The sequence below is a fragment of the Streptomyces hesseae genome, assembly GCF_031845785.1.
Taxonomy (GTDB): Bacteria; Actinomycetota; Actinomycetes; order Streptomycetales; family Streptomycetaceae; genus Streptomyces; species Streptomyces hesseae.
Map to the genome: position 1 here is coordinate 1 of NZ_JAVRFI010000006.1, position 18,865 is coordinate 18,865.

Annotated in this window: 18 protein-coding genes; 14 read left to right on the top strand and 4 right to left on the bottom strand. The window is 73.6% G+C overall.

Annotated elements, in window-relative coordinates; all coding sequences use genetic code 11:
- Window positions 1-209: 209 nt before the first annotated feature.
- Entirely contained in the window at window positions 210-1,397 is a 1,188-nt protein-coding gene (locus RM609_RS11780; RefSeq protein ID WP_438828421.1) for an amino acid deaminase/aldolase, read from the bottom strand.
- Window positions 1,398-1,576: 179 nt separating this feature from the next.
- Between RM609_RS11780 and RM609_RS11785 the strand changes: the two genes are divergently transcribed.
- The 4 genes from RM609_RS11785 (at window position 1,577) to RM609_RS11800 (ending at window position 5,420) form a co-directional block, all read left to right on the top strand.
- Window positions 1,577-2,440 (top strand): hypothetical protein, encoded by an 864-nt coding sequence (locus tag RM609_RS11785; protein ID WP_311610263.1) that lies wholly within the window; start codon window positions 1,577-1,579, stop codon window positions 2,438-2,440.
- A complete protein-coding gene (mycP, locus tag RM609_RS11790) occupies window positions 2,437-3,612 on the top strand; it encodes a type VII secretion-associated serine protease mycosin (RefSeq protein ID WP_311610264.1) in 1,176 nt (391 codons plus the stop codon). The genes RM609_RS11785 and mycP overlap by 4 nt, the downstream gene beginning before the upstream one ends.
- Window positions 3,613-3,731: 119 nt before the next feature.
- Window positions 3,732-4,472: an SseB family protein gene (locus RM609_RS11795; RefSeq protein ID WP_311610266.1), complete on the top strand. Its 741-nt coding sequence runs from the start codon at window positions 3,732-3,734 to the stop codon at window positions 4,470-4,472.
- A 123-nt stretch (window positions 4,473-4,595) separates the two neighbouring features.
- The gene (locus tag RM609_RS11800; protein WP_438828422.1) at window positions 4,596-5,420 is read left to right on the top strand and encodes an MIP family channel protein; all 825 of its coding nucleotides are present in this window, start codon (window positions 4,596-4,598) and stop codon (window positions 5,418-5,420) included.
- Between the two features lie 27 nt (window positions 5,421-5,447).
- Here the strand turns inward: RM609_RS11800 and RM609_RS11805 are convergent, their stop codons facing one another.
- The gene (locus RM609_RS11805; protein WP_126913404.1) at window positions 5,448-5,819 is read right to left on the bottom strand and encodes a DUF1844 domain-containing protein; all 372 of its coding nucleotides are present in this window, start codon (window positions 5,817-5,819) and stop codon (window positions 5,448-5,450) included.
- Between the two features lie 327 nt (window positions 5,820-6,146).
- Between RM609_RS11805 and infC the strand changes: the two genes are divergently transcribed.
- From infC to RM609_RS11855, 10 genes are all read left to right on the top strand, one after another.
- A complete protein-coding gene (gene infC, locus RM609_RS11810) occupies window positions 6,147-6,815 on the top strand; it encodes a translation initiation factor IF-3 (protein ID WP_311610269.1) in 669 nt (222 codons plus the stop codon).
- Window positions 6,816-6,942: 127 nt separating this feature from the next.
- Window positions 6,943-7,137 carry a 50S ribosomal protein L35 gene (gene rpmI / locus RM609_RS11815; protein WP_126913401.1) on the top strand — a complete coding sequence of 65 codons (195 nt, stop codon included), beginning with the start codon at window positions 6,943-6,945 and terminating at the stop codon, window positions 7,135-7,137.
- Between the two features lie 92 nt (window positions 7,138-7,229).
- Window positions 7,230-7,616: a 50S ribosomal protein L20 gene (gene rplT, locus RM609_RS11820; RefSeq protein ID WP_126913400.1), complete on the top strand. Its 387-nt coding sequence runs from the start codon at window positions 7,230-7,232 to the stop codon at window positions 7,614-7,616.
- 134 nt (window positions 7,617-7,750) lie between these two features.
- Entirely contained in the window at window positions 7,751-8,584 is an 834-nt protein-coding gene (locus RM609_RS11825; protein ID WP_311610271.1) for a TrmH family RNA methyltransferase, read from the top strand.
- A gap of 94 nt (window positions 8,585-8,678) precedes the next feature.
- Complete coding sequence (locus RM609_RS11830; RefSeq protein ID WP_311610676.1) at window positions 8,679-9,755, top strand: sensor histidine kinase; 1,077 nt, start codon at window positions 8,679-8,681, stop codon at window positions 9,753-9,755.
- A gap of 138 nt (window positions 9,756-9,893) precedes the next feature.
- Window positions 9,894-11,015, top strand: a complete 1,122-nt coding sequence (pheS, locus tag RM609_RS11835) for a phenylalanine--tRNA ligase subunit alpha (RefSeq protein ID WP_311610272.1) — start codon at window positions 9,894-9,896, stop codon at window positions 11,013-11,015.
- Complete coding sequence (gene pheT / locus RM609_RS11840; protein ID WP_311610273.1) at window positions 11,015-13,528, top strand: phenylalanine--tRNA ligase subunit beta; 2,514 nt, start codon at window positions 11,015-11,017, stop codon at window positions 13,526-13,528. The genes pheS and pheT overlap by 1 nt, the downstream gene beginning before the upstream one ends.
- Window positions 13,529-14,173: 645 nt before the next feature.
- Window positions 14,174-15,349, top strand: coding sequence for a PP2C family protein-serine/threonine phosphatase (locus RM609_RS11845; RefSeq protein WP_311610275.1), 1,176 nt, complete (start codon window positions 14,174-14,176; stop codon window positions 15,347-15,349).
- Between the two features lie 85 nt (window positions 15,350-15,434).
- Window positions 15,435-16,772, top strand: a complete 1,338-nt coding sequence (locus RM609_RS11850) for a tetratricopeptide repeat protein (protein ID WP_311610276.1) — start codon at window positions 15,435-15,437, stop codon at window positions 16,770-16,772.
- A 58-nt stretch (window positions 16,773-16,830) separates the two neighbouring features.
- The gene (locus RM609_RS11855) at window positions 16,831-17,361 is read left to right on the top strand and encodes an NUDIX domain-containing protein (RefSeq protein ID WP_311610278.1); all 531 of its coding nucleotides are present in this window, start codon (window positions 16,831-16,833) and stop codon (window positions 17,359-17,361) included.
- A gap of 125 nt (window positions 17,362-17,486) precedes the next feature.
- On the opposite strand, the gene RM609_RS11860 is transcribed toward RM609_RS11855, so the two are convergent.
- Window positions 17,487-17,750, bottom strand: coding sequence for a hypothetical protein (locus tag RM609_RS11860; protein WP_311610280.1), 264 nt, complete (start codon window positions 17,748-17,750; stop codon window positions 17,487-17,489).
- A 148-nt stretch (window positions 17,751-17,898) separates the two neighbouring features.
- Entirely contained in the window at window positions 17,899-18,756 is an 858-nt protein-coding gene (locus tag RM609_RS11865; protein ID WP_311610282.1) for a 3-hydroxybutyryl-CoA dehydrogenase, read from the bottom strand.
- Window positions 18,757-18,865: the final 109 nt, after the last annotated feature.

The following is an 18,865-nucleotide window of genomic DNA, read 5'->3' on the forward strand; positions in this document are numbered from 1 at the left end:
GCTCTTTACGCCCCTACCAGGGCCCATCCACCCCACCCCGCCCCCTCGCGTCACTACCCGGGGGGCCGGGGCCGCCCCTCAACGCCCGCCCCCTACCCGGGCAATCCGTGCCGGGCGGGCGGGTGGGCGAAACCCGCGCCGAAGGCGCGGGAAACCCCCCACCGGCGGGCGCCGGAAAGTCGGCGGAACCCCGCGCCGGAGGCGCCCCGTCACAGGAACGTCCGGCCCTCCCCCCGGTACGTAGGGACCGTGTCCACCACCCTGTCGCCCTCCACAAGGTGAAGCTCCGCGAAGCGCTCGCACAGTTCGCCCGCCTTGGCGTGCCGGAACCACACCCGGTCGCCGATCAGCAGGTCGTCCGCCGGGTGTCCCAGGAGGGGGGTCTGCACCTCGCCGACGCCCTCCTGGGCCGCCAGCCGTAGCCCCGCCGGGAGATACGGGACGGGCAGCCGGTCCCGTCCGGCCGCGCCCGACGCGGGGTAGCCCCCGCCCAGGACCGTCACCACGCCCACCCCGGGCCGGCGCACCACGGGCAGTGCGAACAGCGCGGCGGGACGGGCGGTGAAGGACGAGTAGCCGTCGAACAGGCGAGGCGCGTACAGCCCCGACCCGGCGGCGATCTCCGTCACCGCGTCCTCGGCCGCCGTGTGCTGCACACTGCCCGTCCCGCCGCCGTTGACGAACTCCAGCTCCACCACGTCCCGTACCGCCCGCACGGCCTCCGCACGCAGGGCCGCCAGCCGTTCCCGGGCGACGGACTGCATCAGCCGGATCGCCCGGGACCGCAGCGGTCGTCCGGCCACCGTGTCACCCACGCCCGCCACATGCGCCTCATAGGCCATCAGGCCCACCAGCCGGAACCCCGCACGGCGGTCGACGGCCCGGGCCAGCTCCGCCAGTTCGCCCGGATCGCTCACCGGCGACCGCAATGCCCCGATCCGTAAGCGGTCATTCAGTAGCCTCAGCGAGACGTCCAACTCCAGGCAGACCCGCACCTCCTCACGGCCCGTCCGCGCCGCGTCCACGACCGTCAGCTGCGCCGGGTCGTCCACCATCACCGTCACGGCAGCGGCCAGCTTGGGGTCCGAGGTCAGTTCCGCCAAGCCCGCACGGTCCGCTGACGGATAGGCGACCAGGACGTCGACCACCCCCGAACGCGCCAGCCACAGCGCCTCCGGGAGGGTGTAGGCCAGGACGCCCTCGAAGCCCTCTCGCGCCAGCACCCGTTCCAGCAGCGCCCGGCAGCGTACGGACTTGCTCGCCACCCGTACCGGTTTGCCCCGTGCCCGCCGCACCAGATCGGCGGCATTGGCATCGAACGCCCCGGTATCGACCACCGCGAGGGGAGCGTCCAGATGGGCGGTGGCCCGGTCGTAACGCGCTCTTTCGGACGACATGGCGGGCAGCCTGCCAGAGCCGGAATCCGCTGACCAGGGTTCGTGCCCGGGCGAATGGCACCCGTCGCGTCGCGCACCGTAAAGTGGCGCGCACACCACGGCCTTCGGGCCGGCGGCGGATGTGGCGGAAGTCCGACATACGGCGGTACGACCGGCCGGCTCGCGAGGGGGAGCGCAGGTTGAGCACCGAAGCGGAACCCATGCCGCCGCCTCCCGCCCCCCACTGGGCACCCCCGCCACCCCCGCTCCCGCCCTCCGTTCCCGTACCGGGCCCGCCCGCGCGCGGCGCCGGACGCGCCGCCGCGGCCGCCGTCAGCCTGGTCCTCGGGCTCGGTCTCATAGCCGGGGCCGTTACCGGGAGTTGCCTGGCCGCTGGCCCGGGCGACGGCTCGGCCGCCGAGGCCGCCTACACGCGCGGCGCCACGCTCTGGCGCGGCCTCCCCGTCGACCGGATCTTCCCGGACGCCGTCCACCGGGACGCCGCCGGACCCGGCGGCGCCCCGCGCGACTGGATCCGGCTGGGCGTCGCCCCCGACAGCGGCTGCGCCGACGCCTTCGACCCCCTCCTCGCCACCGCCCTGGCCCCCGTCGGCTGCGCCCGGCTGCTGCGCGCCACCTACGCGGACGTCACGTCCTCGCACGTGACGACCGTCGGACTGCTCGTCACGGACGCGGACGCCGCCGGCATGCGCGCCCTGCGCCGCCGGTTCGCCGACGAACACCTCGACGAGCGCGCCGACCTGATGCCCCGCCCCCTCGCGCTCCGGGACACACCCGCCGCGCGCTTCGGCGACGCGCAGCGCGCCAGCTGGCACATCACCGTCATGACGGACGTGCCCGTCGTCGTCTACGCCGTCACCGGCTTCGCCGACGGCCGTACGGGCACCCCGCCGCTGCCCGCCGCCCGGGCGGTCGTCCCTGGCGCCACCGAGGCACCGGCGGAGGCGGGCCTCGGCCATGACGCGACGACCCTCGCGGAGGAAGTGGAACGCGCCTACCGCGACGCCGCGCACCGGCCGGCGGGCCGGGAGGCCGGCCGATGAGCCGTCCGCGCCGGGCCCTGGCCGCGCTGGCCGCCGGGACCGCCCTCGCCGTGCTCGTCGCCGCCCCGGCCCGGGCGGACGCCATAAGGGCGCAGGAGTGGGCGCTCGACGCCCTCCACGTCCAGGACGTCTGGCGGACGACCAAGGGCGCCGGGATCACCGTCGCCGTGCTCGACACCGGCGTCGACGACGGCCACCCGGACCTGCGGGGACGGGTGCTGCCGGGCAAGGACCTGATCGGCTTCGGCGCCGGGCCGGGCGACCGCTCCTGGGCCCGGCACGGCACCGCCATGGCCGGGATCATCGCCGGCCGGGGGCACGGCGACGACGACGCCGACGGGATCACCGGCGTCGCCCCCGAGGCGAGGATCCTTCCGGTGCGGGTGATCCTCGAGGACAGCGACCCCGCCCGCGCCAAGGCCCGGGGAGCGCGCGGCAGCGCCCTCGCGGACGGCATCCGCTGGGCCGCCGACCACGGCGCCGACGTGATCAACCTGTCCCTGGGCGACGACAGCGACACCGCCCACCCCGAGTCGCGCGAGGACGCCGCCGTGCAGTACGCGCTCGACAAGGGAGCCGTCGTCGTCGCCTCCGCCGGCAACGGCGGCGAGCACGGCGACCACGTCTCCTACCCGGCTGCCTACCCGGGCGTGATCGCCGTGACGGCCGTCGACCGCTACGGCGGCCGCGCTCCCTTCTCCACCCGCCGCTGGTACGCCACCGTCAGCGCGCCCGGCGTCGACGTGGTCATCGCCGACCCCGACCGGCGCTACTACGAGGGCTGGGGGACGAGCGCGGCCTCCGCCTTCGTCTCCGGCGCCGTGGCGCTCCTGCGCGCCGCCCGGCCGGGCCTGAGCCCGGCGCGGGTCCGTGAGCTGCTGACCGAGACCGCGCGGGACCGGCCGGAGGGCGGGCGCGACGACGAGGTCGGCGCGGGGATGGTGGACCCGGCGGCGGCGATCGAGAAGGCGGGACGGGAGACGCTGGGGCGGCGGGTGGCACCGGCGGTGCCGCGCTATTTCGGCGGCGGGCCGGGGTCCGCGCCGGGGGACGCCCCCGGGAGCGGGCCGGGCCTGTCCGCGCTCGTCGCCGGTGGGGTGGGGGTGCTGTTGCTCGTGGTGTCGGGGGTGCTGCGGCGTCGGCGGGCTGCCAATGGCCCGTCCGGCGTTTGAGGCACCGCGCGTCAGCGCGGGACGGGGGGCGGAGCCCTATCGGGAACGGGGAAAGGGCGGGGCCGGGGAACGGGCCACCGGGCGATCCGCCCGGAAAGGGCACCCGATACGCTCAAGCCGTGGCGCTCAAGAACATCCCGGACTCCCAGTTCTCCGACGACGACGGCTCCGCCGACCCCGCCCTCACCGAGGCGCTCGCCGCCTGGGCGGCGGACCGGTCGGCCGAGGCCGAGAGGCGGGTGCTGGCCGCCCTGCCGGGCACCCGGCTGCTCGTGCCCGTGGTGGCCGTGCTCGGCGAGGTGGAGACCGGGCCCGACGGGCTCAAGCGCGAGAAGACCAGCGACATGGCCGTACCGACGCTCCAGGCGCCGGACGGGCGCCGCGCGCTGCCCGCGTTCACCTCGACCGAGGCCCTCGCCCGCTGGCGCGCGGACGCCCGGCCCGTGGCCGTGCCGCTGCACCAGGCGCTCCAGGCCGCCGCGCACGAGAAGGCGGACACCATCGTGCTGGACCTGGCCGGTCCCGTGGCCTACCCGCTGACCGGCTCCGCCCTGCTGGCGCTGGCCGAGGGCCGCGACAGCGCGGACCCGCTGGCCGACCCCGCCGTCACCGGCGCCCTGCGGGACGTCCTCGCGGCCGAGCCCGGGGTGCTGCGGGCGCACCTCACCCCGTCCGGCGAGGCCGACGGCACGCTGGCGCTGGTCCTCGCCGAGGACGCGGTGGCCGGTGACGTGGTGCGCCGGGTCGCCGAGGGGCTGGCCGCCGCCGACGTGCTGCGGGCCCGGCTGGTGCGGGGCCTGGACCTCGCCCTGCTGCCCGCGGCGGCGCACGTCCCGGGAGAGGCGCTCTTCAGCCGCTAGCCGGGCCACCGGCCGCCGCGGCCCGGTCGTAGGGGCCCGGCCGCCGCGATCCCGACAGGCGCTCCCGGGGATACCGTCCGACAATTTCACGAGGACGGTCCACGAGATCCTCAGGAGGTCGCCATGGACGCCCTGAAGAACGTGAAGCCGGCCCTGGCCAATCTGGACCCGGTGAAGACCAGGACCGCCGCTTCCGAGTTCCTCGGAACCCTGCTGTTGGTGCTGTTCGCCGTGGGGTCCGTCGTCCTCGCGGCCGACTACATCGGCGTGGTCGGCATCGCCCTGACATTCGGCTTCACTCTTCTGGCCCTGGTGTACGCCCTGGGGCCGGTGTCGGGCTGCCACCTCAACCCCGCTGTGACGCTCGGCCTGCTGCTGGAGCGCCGCATCACGATCCACACGGCCATCGAGTACTGGATCGCCCAGCTGGTGGGCGGCATCGTCGGCGCGGCGATCCTCTTCCTGATCGCCAAGCAGGTGCCCGGGATCAAGACCGACGGGACGTTCGGCAGCAACGGCTACGCGGAACGCTCGGCCGTGCACATCAACACTGGCGGCGCGTTCCTCGCGGAGGTCGTCCTGACCTTCCTGCTGGTGTTCGTGGTGCTCGCGGTGACCCACCGGGTCGCCGTCGTGGGCTTCGGCGGGCTGGCCATCGGCCTGGCGCTGGCGGTGGACCACCTGATCGGCGTCCCGCTGACCGGCACCTCGGTCAACCCCGCGCGCAGCATCGGCCCGGCGCTCTTCGCGGGCGGCGCGGCCCTCTCCCAGCTGTGGCTGTTCATCATCGCCCCGCTGGTCGGCGGCGCCCTCGCCTCGTACGCCCACCGGGTCACCCACCCGCCGCACGGCGTCGCCATGCTCGCGGACGAGCTCGCGGCGCCCGAGCCGCTGGCGGGTACGGGCGAGGGCCGGCCCGACCGGCCGCACTACGGCGGCCCGGCCTGACCGGCCCTCGGGAAAATCTGGAAGGCCCTACGCGTACACGGGCCCGGTGAACTTCTCGCCGGGCCCCTGGCCCGGCTCGTCCGGGACGACGGACGCCTCGCGGAAGGCCAGCTGGAGCGACTTCAGGCCGTCGCGCAGCGGGGCCGCGTGGAAGTTGCTGACCTCGGTGGCGCTCGCGGTGACCAGCCCGGCGAGCGCGGTGATCAGCTTGCGGGCCTCGTCGAGGTCCTTGTGCCGCTCGCCGTCCTCGGCGAGGCCGAGGTTGACCGCCGCCGCGCTCATCAGGTGCACCGCGACCGTGGTGATCACCTCGACGGCGGGGACGTCCGCGATGTCGCGGGTCATGGTGTCGAAGTCGGGGGTGGGGTTCTCCCCGCTGGTGGGGGTCGCGTCGCTCATGGCGGACACGATACGTCCCGGTGCCGGATCGGTTCGCCACCGGCCGGTACGCCCGGTTAGCACGTCTGCTCCCCACCTGCTATCGTCGGTAAACGACCGGCTGAGCACATCAGTGTGCCCGGCCCACAAGTGGAGCTCCGTTCTCCCACCTTGTCGACCATGGGTCGGCAGGTCTCCGGTCAGGCGGTAGCCATCGTTCCGTACGGACGATGGAGCTGCCCGATAGCGCCCCGCGGCTTGCCGTGGCGGTGTTCCGGTATGGAGCCCCGCCTGTGCCCGTCGGGGCATTTTTCATGTGCCGGCGCGGTTGGTCTTTACGAAAAGACGTTGCGCGACGGCCCACGAGGGCCCGCGTGGTGCTACCGAGGAGGCCCCATCAGCGCCGAGCCCCGCATCAACGACCGGATCCGTGTCCCCGAGGTGCGACTTGTCGGTCCCAGCGGCGAGCAGGTAGGCATTGTGCCGCTTGCCAAGGCCCTGGAGCTTGCGCAGGAGTACGACCTCGACCTGGTCGAGGTGGCGGCGAACGCACGCCCGCCGGTCTGCAAGCTCATGGACTACGGGAAGTTCAAGTACGAGTCGGCCATGAAGGCCCGTGAGGCGCGCAAGAACCAGGCGCACACGGTCATCAAGGAGATGAAGCTCCGGCCGAAGATCGACCCGCACGACTATGACACCAAGAAGGGTCACGTCGTCCGGTTCCTCAAGCAGGGCGACAAGGTCAAGATCACGATCATGTTCCGTGGCCGTGAGCAGTCCCGCCCCGAGCTGGGCTACCGACTGCTGCAGCGTCTCGCGGAGGACGTCCAGGACCTGGGTTTCGTCGAGTCGAACCCCAAGCAGGACGGCCGCAACATGATCATGGTTCTCGGTCCGCACAAGAAGAAGACCGAGGCGATGGCCGAAGCCCGCGAGGCCCAGGCCGCCCGCAAGGCGGAGCGCCAGGGTGGAACCACCGCGGACGTGGACGCCCCCGAGGAGCCCGCAGAGGCGTGATCCCGGGGCCCGCGGCCCTGGTGCTCACTCCGGAGCGTCCCCCGCTCCGGACAGCAATCAACAGTTGACGCTTCACCGCGCCCCCCACAGGGCCGTGGAGTGCCACCGACGAGGAGAGAACGGCGCTATGCCGAAGAACAAGTCGCACAGCGGTGCCAAGAAGCGCTTCAAGGTCACCGGCTCCGGCAAGGTCCTGCGTGAGCGCGCTGGCAAGCGCCACCTGCTCGAGCACAAGTCGTCCCGCCTGACGCGTCGCCTCACCGGCAACGCCGAGATGGCCCCGGCCGACGCCAAGAAGATCAAGAAGCTTCTCGGCATGTGACATTCGGCCTCGCGCCGAATGTCAACACCGGGACCCAATCGTTTTCGGGTCGTGTGAGAACCCACCACGGCCCCGCTACAAGGAGTTAACAAGTGGCACGCGTCAAGCGCGCAGTCAATGCGCACAAGAAGCGCCGGGCGATCCTCGAGCAGGCCAGCGGCTACCGCGGTCAGCGGTCGCGTCTGTACCGCAAGGCCAAGGAGCAGGTCACCCACTCCCTGGTCTACAACTACAACGACCGCAAGAAGCGCAAGGGCGACTTCCGTCAGCTGTGGATCCAGCGCATCAACGCCGCTGCCCGCCAGAACGGCATGACGTACAACCGCCTCATCCAGGGTCTGAAGGCCGCCAACATCGAGGTGGACCGCAAGATGCTGGCCGAGCTCGCGGTCAACGACATGAACGCGTTCGCCGCGCTCGTCGAGGCCGCGCAGAAGGCCCTGCCGGCCGACGTCAACGCGCCGAAGGCCGCCGCCTGATCCAGGCGCCGCAAGGCACCGTCCGGACCCGCAGGCCCCCGGCCTGCGGGTCCGCTCGCGTCCGGCCCCCGGCACCGACCGTGCCGGGACGCTCACCGAGCACGCACCGCACCTCCGCTACCGAAAGTGAGCCCATGGCGGCCCCCGAGCTGACCTCCCTGCGATCGCCCCGTGTCATCGCGGCCCGCCGTCTGGCCAAGCGCAGCTTCCGCAGCAAGGAACGCCGCTTCATCGCGGAGGGCCCGCAGTCCGTCCGTGAGGCCGTCGACCACCTCATCGAGGTGTATGTGACGCCGGACGCCGCCGAGCGCCACGCCGACATCGTCGCCGCCGCCCTCGCCGCCGGGGTGCCCGTGCTCACCGCGACGGACGAGGTCATCGCGGAGATGTCCGATACCGTCACCCCGCAGGGCATCGTCGGCCTGTGCCGCTTCCTGGACTCGCCCTTCGAGGAGATCCTGGCCGGCCGCCCCCGGCTGGTGGCCGTCCTCGCGCACGTCCGCGACCCCGGCAACGCCGGTACGGTCCTGCGCTGCGCGGACGCCGCGGGCGCCGACGCCGTCGTGCTGACCGACGCCTCGGTGGACCTCTACAACCCCAAGTCGGTACGGGCCTCCGTGGGCTCCCTCTTCCATCTGCCGGTGGCCGTGGGCGTCCCCGTCGAGCAGGCCGTCGCGGGCCTGAAGGCCGCCGGGGCGCGGATCCTGGCCGCCGACGGCGCCGGCGACAAGGACCTGGACGAGGAGCTGGACCAGGGCGCCATGGGCGGGCCCAGCGCCTGGATCTTCGGCAACGAGGCCTGGGGCCTGCCGGAGGAGACCCGGGCGCTCGCCGACGCCGTGGTGCGCGTCCCGATCCACGGAAAGGCCGAGAGCCTCAACCTCGCCACGGCCGCCGCCGTGTGCCTCTACGCCTCCGCCCGTGCGCAGCGCGCGTCCGGAGGGTGCCGCTCCGTGACCTCCAGCTAGTAGGGTGGCGCTCCGGGGGTCGGGAGGGGGTGCGGGTTTGAGGAACGTCAGGACGACCGGGAGCGCGGTGGTCGGCACATGCCCGGCCGCCTCCATGGGCTCCCAGGGACCGGCCACCGGTCTCCACGCCGACGACCTGCCCGACGGGCTGGTCGTCGCCGACGCCACCGGCCGGATCACCTGCTTCAACGCCGCCGCGGCCCGGATCACCGCCGTGCGCCCGGGCGACGCCCTCGGCCGGCAGCTGGACAGCGCCCTGCCGCTGGAGGATCTGGACGGCCGCCGCTGGTGGGCCGTGACCGACCCCTACGGCGGGCTCGCCACCCGCACCGGCCAGCCCGAGCGCAATCTGCTGCTGCCCGGCGGACGCCAGGTGCTGGTCTCCGCCCGCTACGTCCGGGAGCGGACGGGCGGGCCGGTGGTGCGTGTGGTGGTCCAGCTGCGCGGCACCGAGGCGCGCCGGCGCACCGAGCGCAGCCACGCCGAGCTGATCGCCACCGTCGCCCATGAGCTGCGCTCCCCGCTGACCTCCGTCAAGGGCTTCACGGCCACGCTGCTGGCCAAGTGGGAGCGGTTCACCGACGACCAGAAGCGGCTGATGCTGGAGACGGTCGACGCCGACGCCGACCGGGTCACCCGGCTGATCGCCGAGCTGCTGGACATCTCACGGATCGACTCCGGCCGCCTGGAGGTGCGCCGGCAGCCGGTCGACATGGCCGCCGCCGTCCGCCGGCACGTGGCCGGCTACACCCGGGCCGGGATGCGGCCCGAGCGGTTCGAGATCAAGGTCGCCGATTCGTTGCCCGCGCTCTGGGCGGATCCGGACAAGGTCGACCAGGTGCTGGGCAACCTCCTGGAAAACGCCGTGCGCCACGGCGAGGGAGTCGTCACCATAGAAGTGACACCAGCACTGATGAAGGCCCACGCGGAGGGGACGGCGGTCACCGTGAGCGATGAGGGCCCCGGCATCCCGGAGGAGTCGATGGCCCGCGTCTTCACCCGCTTCTGGCGGGGGAGCAAGCGCGGTGGCACCGGCCTGGGGCTGTACATCGTCAAGGGCATCGTCGACGCCCACGGCGGGACGATCACGGTGGGGCGGGCCGCCCACGGCGGCGCCCAGTTCCGATTTACCCTGCCCGTGGGTGCCCCGGCCTTCCTCACCCAGGCCTGAGCGCGGCCCACGGGCTCATCCGACCACACGCGCCCCTTAGACTCGACCTTTGGCACCTTTGGCACCACCTTTGGCCAACGTCGTCGGGCGAAGTCGCGCAGCGAAGCGAAGCCACCCCAATCGGAAGCACGGGAAGAGATGTCGGCACCCAATAAGTCCTACGATCCTGTCGAGGTCGAGGCACTGAAACCGGAAGAGATCGAGCGGATGCGGGACGAGGCGCTCGCCGCCCTCGCCGCGGCCACCGACCTCGAGGCCCTCCGCGAGGCGAAGGCCGCCCACATGGGCGACCGCTCCCCGCTGGCCCTGGCCAACCGCGAGATCGGCGCCCTGCCGCCGCAGGCCAAGGCCGAGGCCGGCAAGCGCGTGGGCATGGCCCGCGGCGCCGTGAACAAGGCCCTCGCCGCCCGTCAGGCGGAGCTGGAGGCCGAGCGCGACGCCCGTGTCCTGGTCGAGGAGGCGGTGGACGTCACCCTGCCGTACGACCGGGTGCCCGCCGGAGCCCGTCACCCGCTGACCACGATCGGCGAGCGCATCGAGGACGTCTTCGTGGCCATGGGCTACGAGGTCGCCGAGGGCCCCGAGGTCGAGGCCGAGTGGTTCAACTTCGACGCCCTGAACCTCGCGCCGGACCACCCCGCCCGCAGCATGCAGGACACCTTCTTCGTGCGGGGGGCCAAGAAGGACGCCGACTCCGGCGTCGTCCTGCGCACCCACACCTCCCCGGTGCAGATCCGCTCGATGCTCGACCGCGAGCCCCCGGTCTACGTCATCTGCCCGGGCCGCGTCTACCGCACCGACGAGCTGGACGCCACCCACACCCCCGTCTTCCACCAGGTCGAGCTCCTCGCCATCGACGAGGGCCTGACCATGGCGGACCTCAAGGGCACCCTCGACCACATGGTGCGGGTGCTGTTCGGCGAGGACATGCGGACGCGGCTGCGCCCGTCGTACTTCCCGTTCACCGAGCCGTCCGCCGAGATGGACATGGTGTGCTTCGCCTGCCGCGGCGAGTCGGTGGGCAACCCCGACAAGGCGTGCCGCACCTGCTCCAGCGAGGGCTGGATCGAGCTGGGCGGCTGCGGCATGGTCAACCCCCGGGTGCTGATCGCCGCGGGCATCGACCCGGAGAAGTACAGCGGCTTCGCCTTCGGGTTCGGCATCGAGCGAATGCTGATGTTCCGCCACAACGTCGAGGACATGCGAGACATGGTCGAGGGTGACGTGCGCTTCACCAGGCCGTTCGGGATGGAGATCTGATGCGCGCCCCGCTTTCCTGGCTGCGGGAATACGTCGACCTGCCGGCCGGCGAGACCGGTCGTGACGTGCAGGCCAAGCTGATCGACGCCGGCCTCGAGGTCGAGCGCGTCGAGCAGCTCGGTGCCGACCTGACCGGCCCCCTCGTCGTCGGCAAGGTCCTCACCATCGAGGAGCTCGAGGGCTTCCGCAAGCCGATCCGTTTCTGCACCGTCGACGTCGGCACGGCCAACGGCACCGGTGAGCCGCAGGAGATCGTCTGCGGCGCCCGTAACTTCACCGTCGGCGACAAGGTCGTCGTCGCGCTGCCCGGCGCCGTGCTCCCCGGCGACTTCGCCATCGCCGAGCGCAAGACCTACGGCAAGGTCTCGCGCGGCATGATCTGCTCCGGCGACGAGCTGGGCATGGGCGACGACGGCACCCACGGCATCATCGTGCTCTCCAACGAGCACGAGGTCGGCACCGACGCCGTCGAGCTGCTCCAGCTCGCCGACGAGGTCCTCGACATCGCCGTCACCCCCGACCGCGGCTACTGCCTGTCGATGCGCGGCATCGCCCGCGAGGCCGCCACCGCCTACGGTCTGCCGCTGCGCGACCCGGCCCTGCTGGACGTGCCCGCGCCCAACAGCTACGGCTACCCGGTCGCCGTCGCCGACCCCGCCGGCTGCGGCCGCTTCACCGCCCGCACGGTCATCGGTATCGACCCCGAGGCCCAGTCGCCGATCTGGCTGCGCCGCCGCCTCCAGAAGGCCGGCATGCGCCCGATCTCGCTGACCGTCGACGTCACCAACTATGTGATGCTCGAGCTGGGCCAGCCGCTGCACGCCTACGACCGCGCCCGCCTGGACGGGACGATCGGCGTGCGCCGCGCCCAGCCCGGCGAGAAGCTCACCACCCTCGACGGCACCAAGCGCGTCCTGGACGCCGAGGACCTGGTCATCGCCGACAAGCGCGGCCCCATCGGGCTCGCCGGTGTGATGGGCGGCGCCGAGACGGAGATCGCCGACCTCGCGGCCGGTGAGGGCTCCACCGACGTCGTCATCGAGGCCGCGCACTTCGACGCGGTCGCCATCGCCCGTGCCGCCCGCCGTCACAAGCTGACCACCGAGGCGTCCAAGCGCTTCGAGCGCGGCGTCGACCCGCAGGCGGCCTCCGCGGCCGCCCAGCGCACGGTCGACCTGCTGGTGCTGCTCGGCGGCGGCACCGCCGAGGCCGGCGTCACCGAGGTCGTCGCCCCCAGCGGGCCGCGCACCATCTCCATCCGCGCGGACCACCCGGACCGCGTCGCGGGCGTCGAGTACGGCCGCGAGACCGTCGTGCGCCGCCTCCAGGAGGTCGGCTGCGACGTCTACGGCCAGGACGAGCTGATCGTCACCGTCCCCAGCTGGCGGCCCGACCTCACCGACCCCAACGACCTCGCCGAGGAGGTCATCCGGCTGGAGGGCTACGCCAACGTGCCCTCGGCGCTGCCCGCGCCGCCCGCCGGCCGCGGCCTGACCCACCGCCAGCGGCTGCACCGCCGCGTCGGCCGGGCGCTGGCCGGGGCCGGGTACGTCGAGGTGCTCAACTACCCCTTCATCGGGGACTGGGCCCTGGACCACCTGGGCCTGGCCGCCGACGACCCGCGCCGCACCACGGTGCGCCTGGCCAACCCCCTCTCCGAGGCGGAGCCGGCGCTGCGCACCACCATGCTGCCGGGGCTCTTCGCCGCCCTGCGCCGCAACGACAGCCGTGGCGAGCACGACCTGGCGCTCTTCGAGACCGGCCTGGTCTTCGAGCCGACGGGTGACGAGGGCGTCCCGGCGCGACTGCCCGTCGACCGCCGTCCCACCGACGAGGAGATCGCCGGCCTGAACGCCGCGCTGCCCCGGCAGCCGCGCCGTGCCGCCGTCGTCCTCGCCGGCGCCCGCGAGCGGGCCGGCTGGTGGGGCCAGCAGGGCCGTCCGGCCGGCTGGGCCGACGCCGTCGAGGCGGGCCGCACCGTGGCCCGTGAGGCCGGTGCCGAGCTGATCATCCGTCAGGACCAGCAGGCGCCCTACCACCCGGGCCGCTGTGCCGCGCTGTCCGTCCTGATCGACGGCCAGGAGGTGGCCGTCGGCAACGCCGGTGAGCTCCACCCGCGCGTCATCAAGGCGTTCGGCCTGCCGGAGCGCGCCTGCGCCATGGAGATCGACCTCGATCTCCTGGAGCGGGCCGGCGACGGCGCCGTCCAGGGGCCGCACGTCTCCACCTTCCCGGTCGCCACCCAGGACGTCGCGCTCGTCGTCGACTCCTCGGTCCCGGCGGCCGACGTCGAGGCCGCCCTGCGGGACGGCGCCGGCGAACTGCTGGAGTCGCTGCGCCTGTTCGACGTCTTCACCGGCGCCCAGCTCGGCGAGGGCAAGAAGTCCCTGGCCTACGCGCTGCGCTTCCGCGCCACCGACCGCACCCTGACCGCCGACGAGGCCTCCGCGGCCCGCGACACGGCCGTCCAGTCCGCGGTCGAGCGCACGGGCGCGGTACTGCGCGGCGCGTAGCGCCTGGCGGCGGGCCTGAGCCACGGGTTTCGCCTCGCGCCGAGCCGCGCAGCGGTTCGGCGGGCGGCGCGAGTGGCACGTGTCCGCCGCGCGGCGGGGCGGGCACGTGCTCGCTGCGCGGCAGGGCGGCGCGTGCTCGCTGTGCCGTGTGGCCTGGCGTGGCCGCCTGGCTGGCGCGGCAACGCTTCCCGCCGTGTGGCGGCCCAGCTGCCGCGGTGGTTCGGCCGGCGTGGTCGCCATGCCCGCCGTAGCCGCCCTGTCGGTGGGGCAGATCTGTCCGCCGTGGCGGCTCCGGCCCGCGTGGCCGCCCCGCTTGCCGTGGCCGTCCGGCCGCCGTGGTGGCCAGGACCGGTCGGGGCAGCTCTGCCCGCCGCGTGGTGGCCCGCCTGGCGGGGCACCCGCCGTGGCCGCCTCGCCCGCCGCGTGGCGGCCCGGCGCAGCCGGTGAAGCACCCGGCGGATACGCCGCACGCACGCCCAGGGGCGCCCCGGAATCTCCGGGGCGCCCCTGGCGCGTACCGGCCCTCGCGACCGGGCCGGAGGCCGCCGGTATCCCCCGATCGGGTGGAAAACGCGGTCCAAGCCTCCGCATCCGCTTGCGCGATCGCGAGAATCAGCGCGTCTTTGCTGCTAGGGGGCCGACGGCATGATCCGTACACGAGCGGCTCGCTTCCGGCGGGGAATCGTGTTCGTGCTGCCCGGGCTGTGGGTCCTCGTGGTCGTCCTCTGGGAACTCCTCAGCCCCCTGGGCACCCAGTTCATCGAACTCCTCGCCGCCACACCCGCGATCGCCTGCGCCGGTACCGGGCGCCGCCAGTGCGTCCTGCTCGGCGGCCTCTGCGCGCTGCTCGCGCTCGTCCCGCCCGTCCCGTCCGGGCGCGTCGGGGCGAGCGGCAGGCTGGGCACGTGCGGCGCGGTTCTCGCCGTCGTCGTGGCGAGCTATCTGATTTCCAGCCGCACCCGCCGGCTCAACGGCGAGCTGGAGCGCGCCCGGGAGGTGGCGGTCACCGCGCAGACCGTACTGCTGCGCCCCCTGCCGCCCCGGCTCGACGGGATCGCCCTGGCGAGCCGCCATGTGTCCGCCGGCGAGGGGGCGCTCGTCGGCGGCGATCTCTACGAGGCGCTCTCCACCCGGTACGGCGTGCGTGTCCTCATGGGCGACGTACGCGGCCACGGGCTGCCCGCCCTCGGCACCGCCGCCGCCCTCCTCGGCAGCTTCCGCGACGCGGCGCACGACGAGGCGGAACTGCCGGACGTGCTGCGCCGCCTGGAGCGGGCCCTGCACCGGCACGTGTGGGACCGGCGGGAGCGGGGCACCGGCGGCGCGGCCCGGGACCGCTGGGACGCCGAGGAGTTCGTGACCGTGCTCCTGCTGGAGGTCCGGGCGGACGGCGAGGTCATGGCGCTCAACTGCGGCCACCCCTGGCCGCACCTGCTGCCCGGCGACGGCCCCCGGCCGATCGTCCTCGCGCCCGGCGACCCGCTGCCCCCGCTCGGGGTGTTCCCCCTGCCCGCCGAGCTGTCGCCCCTCCCGCTCATCCGGCTGCTCCCCGGCGACGTCCTGGTGCTCCACACCGACGGCGTCGAGGACGCCCGTGACGCCGCGGGCGCGTTCTTCCCGCTCGCCCGCGCCCTCGCCGAGGCCGCCCGGGACGCCCCGCCCGCCCTCCTGACCCTCATCGCCCGGGTGCAGGCCGCGCTGCTGCGTCACACCGGCGGGCCGGTCGCCGACGACTTCGCCCTCCTCGCCCTGCGGAACGAGCGCGGCCCCGGTCCGCAGGCCGCCGCCCGGCCTCCGCGGGCGCTCGTCGCGGGCCCCTGACGTGCGCCTGCGCCCGTGGCCCGTTCACACCCCGTGCGAACGGATCTCCACTACGCTGATCCCACCGAGCGCACCGGAGGGCGGGATGGAGCCCAACACTCTGCTCGACGCCATCCTCGACGAGGCGGGAATCTCCCACGCGAGCCTGGCCGCGCACATCAACGCGGCGGGCCGGGGCCGGGGACTGGCGTTGCGTTACGAACACACCGCAGTCGCCCGCTGGCTGAAGGGCCAGCGGCCCCGGGGCCAGGTCCCGGACCTGATCTGCGAGGTCCTCGGCGAGCGGCTGCACCGCGGGCTGACCCTCGACGACATCGGCCTGGGCACCCCCGGCACCCCCCGGGCGCCCGGCACGCCGCTGTCCGGGTTCGTCGATCGGGCCACCGCCCTGTGGCGTTCCGACGAGCAGCAGCGCGAGCACGTCGTCCGGGCCCCCGCCGTCACCGGTACCCCCGCCGTCATCCCCGTCTGGGAGTGGGAGAACCCGCCCGAGGACGCCGATGTCTCCCGGCGCGGGCTGACCCGGGTCTCGATGGCCGACATCGAGATGCTCCGCGCGGCCCGTGCGCACTACGAGCAGATGTACCGCAAGGCGGGCGGCGTGGCGACCCGCGCCCGGGTCGTGGGCTTCCTCAACGCCGAGACCGCGCCCCTGCTGCGCGGCGGCTACTCGGACTCGATGGGCCGCCAGTTGCACCGGGCCACCGGGGGGCTGGTGGCGGTCGCCGGGATCTGCGCCTACGACTCCGACGCCCACGGCCTGGCCCAGCGCTATTTCCACCAGGCCCTGCGGCTCGCCAAGGCCAGCAACGACCGGGGCCTGGGCGCCTATGTGATCGCCCTCCTCGTCAACCAGTCGCTCTTCATGGGGGAGTACCGGCAGGCCGTCGCCTTCGCCGAGTCCGCGTTGCGGGCCGCCGGCCGGGACCTCACCCCGGCGCTCGCCGCCGATCTCTACGCGATGCAGGCCAAGGCCTACGCCCGGCTCGGCGACGGCCAGGGGGCGCTGGGCTGCATCCGGCGCGCCGAGGCGGCCGCCGAGCGCATCCACCGGGGTCTGGAGCCCGCCGAGACCGGCTATGTCCAGCCCGGACTGGTGAACGTACAGGTCGCGGAGGCCCTGCTGAGCCTCGGCGATCTCGGGCCCGCCCGTGAGCACGCGGACCGGGCCGTCGACACCCCCGCCCACGACCGGGGCCGTGTCCACCGGCTCGCCATGCTCACGCACATCGAGCTGCGTCAGGGAGACGCGGACAAGGCGGTGGCCACCGCGCGGGAGATGACCGAGCAGGCGAGAGGCATGGAATCGCAGCGCTTACGGGACCGGCTCCGTGCGGTGCGCGAGCACCTGATCGAAAGTGGGTGCGCGGCCACGGCCGAGGCCGCCGAGATGATCGACGGGGCGCTGCGCGTGCCGTTGTGAGAGAGGTCGCCAGGACGGCGCCCGGGAGGTGGCCACCTCGGCGGAAGGTGGCAGAACGTTGCGTTGGAAGAATCTCAGGGAGCTGACCGTCTACGAGAACCGCTGGTTCCAGGTCAATCTCGCGGACGTCGAACTGCCCGACGGCCGTCATCTCGACCACTTCCTCATCCGGCTGCGGCCCGTCGCCGTGGCCACCGTGGTCAACGCGGCCAACGAGGTCCTGCTGCTGTGGCGGCACCGTTTCATCACCGACAACTGGGGCTGGGAGCTGGCGGCCGGGGTCGTCGAGGACGGCGAGGACATCGCCGCCGCCGCGGCCCGGGAGATGGAGGAGGAGACCGGCTGGCGGCCGGGCCCGCTCAGGCATCTGATGTCCGTCGAGCCGTCCAATGGGCTCACCGACGCCCGGCATCACATCTACTGGGGGGACGAGGCCGAGTACATCGGCGACCCCGAGGACGGCTTCGAGTCGGACCGCCGCGAATGGGTGCCGCTCAAGCTGGTGCCGGACCTGATCGCGCGCGGCGAGGTGCCGGCCGCCAACATGGCCGCCGCGCTGCTTTTGCTGCACCACATGCGGCTCGGCTGAGTTCCTTTCCCGCGCCCCGTAAGGGGCGCGGGGCTGTTCTCGATATGCGGCTCCGCCGCGTGAGCGCGACCAGCCCAGGACGGCCCGCGGTCGCCACACTGCGGTGCCGCCCCGGCGCTGGCGCGTCACCGCCCGACCACGGCCTGCCACACGGCCAGAGCCAGCGCGGCGACCCCGGTGAGCGCGGCGAGTGAGGGCAGCGGCCACCGGCCGTGCTCCAGGGCCCGTAGCCGCTCGGCGACTTCGGCGAGGTCTCGTTCCGCCTGCTCGCTCCGCTGGCCGAGCAGGGCGAGACGGCCGTCGATGCGGACGACGCCGACGTCCAGGCTGCGGCGGAGCTCCGCGAGCTCCGCCGGAGTGGTGGCGGTGCGCTCGGGATGGATGGTCACGGTCCGTACCCCTTTTCGAGAAGACGCTGTCGGTGCGACGATCCGAGTCAATCGCGCGGACAGGCGGGGCGGGAGCGTGTGCGGAGGGTATTCGCGGGTCACCGGCGCACACCCCGTGTGAAGGTGGGGCGGGCGCCGGTGGTCACGGTCAGTAGGTGTAGAAGCCGGAGCCCGTCTTGCGGCCCAGCCGGCCCGCGTCGACCATCCGCTGGAGCAGCGGGGGAGCGGCGTACAGGGGCTCCTTGTACTCCTCGTACATGCTGTCGGCCACGGAGGCGACGGTGTCCAGGCCGATGAGGTCGGAGAGCCTGAGGGGGCCCATGGGGTGGGCGCAGCCCAGCTCCATGCCGTTGTCGATGTCCTCGCGGCTGGCCATGCCGGACTCGAACATCCGGATGGCGGAGAGGAGATACGGGATGAGGAGGGCGTTGACCACGAAGCCGGAGCGGTCCTGGGCGCGGATGGCGTGCTTGCCGAGCACCTTGCCCACGAGCGCCTCGGCGCGGTGGATGGTGTCGTCGCTCGTGGTGAGCGCCGGGATGAGCTCGACGAGCTTCTGCACCGGGGCCGGGTTGAAGAAGTGGATGCCGATGACCCGGTCCGGGCGGGAGGTGGCGACGGCCAGCTTCACCAGCGGGATGGAGGAGGTGTTGGAGGCCAGGATGGCGTCCGGGCGGGTCACCACCTGGTCGAGGACCTGGAAGATCTCGGTCTTGACCTGCTCCTTCTCCACCACGGCCTCGATCACCAGATCGCGGTCGGCGAACTCGCCGAGGTCGGTGGTGAAGCTCAGCCGGCCCAGGGTGGCGTCACGCTCCGCTTCGGTGATCTTGCCGCGTTCGGCGGCCTTGCCGAGGGAGTTGGTCAGCCGGGTGCGGCCCAGCTCCAGTGCCTCGCCGGTGGTCTCCGCGACCTTGACGTCCAGTCCGGCCCTGGCGCACACCTCCGCGATGCCCGCGCCCATCTGGCCGCAGCCCACCACTCCGACGCGTTCGATGTCGGTCACCACATCGTGCCTTTCGCTGATCTTCGGTCGACGGGCGGTGGGCCGAAGGTCATCCGGCTGCCGCCTTGGAAAAGACGTTACTCCGCGCGAGGCGGTGGCGAGGGGGCCG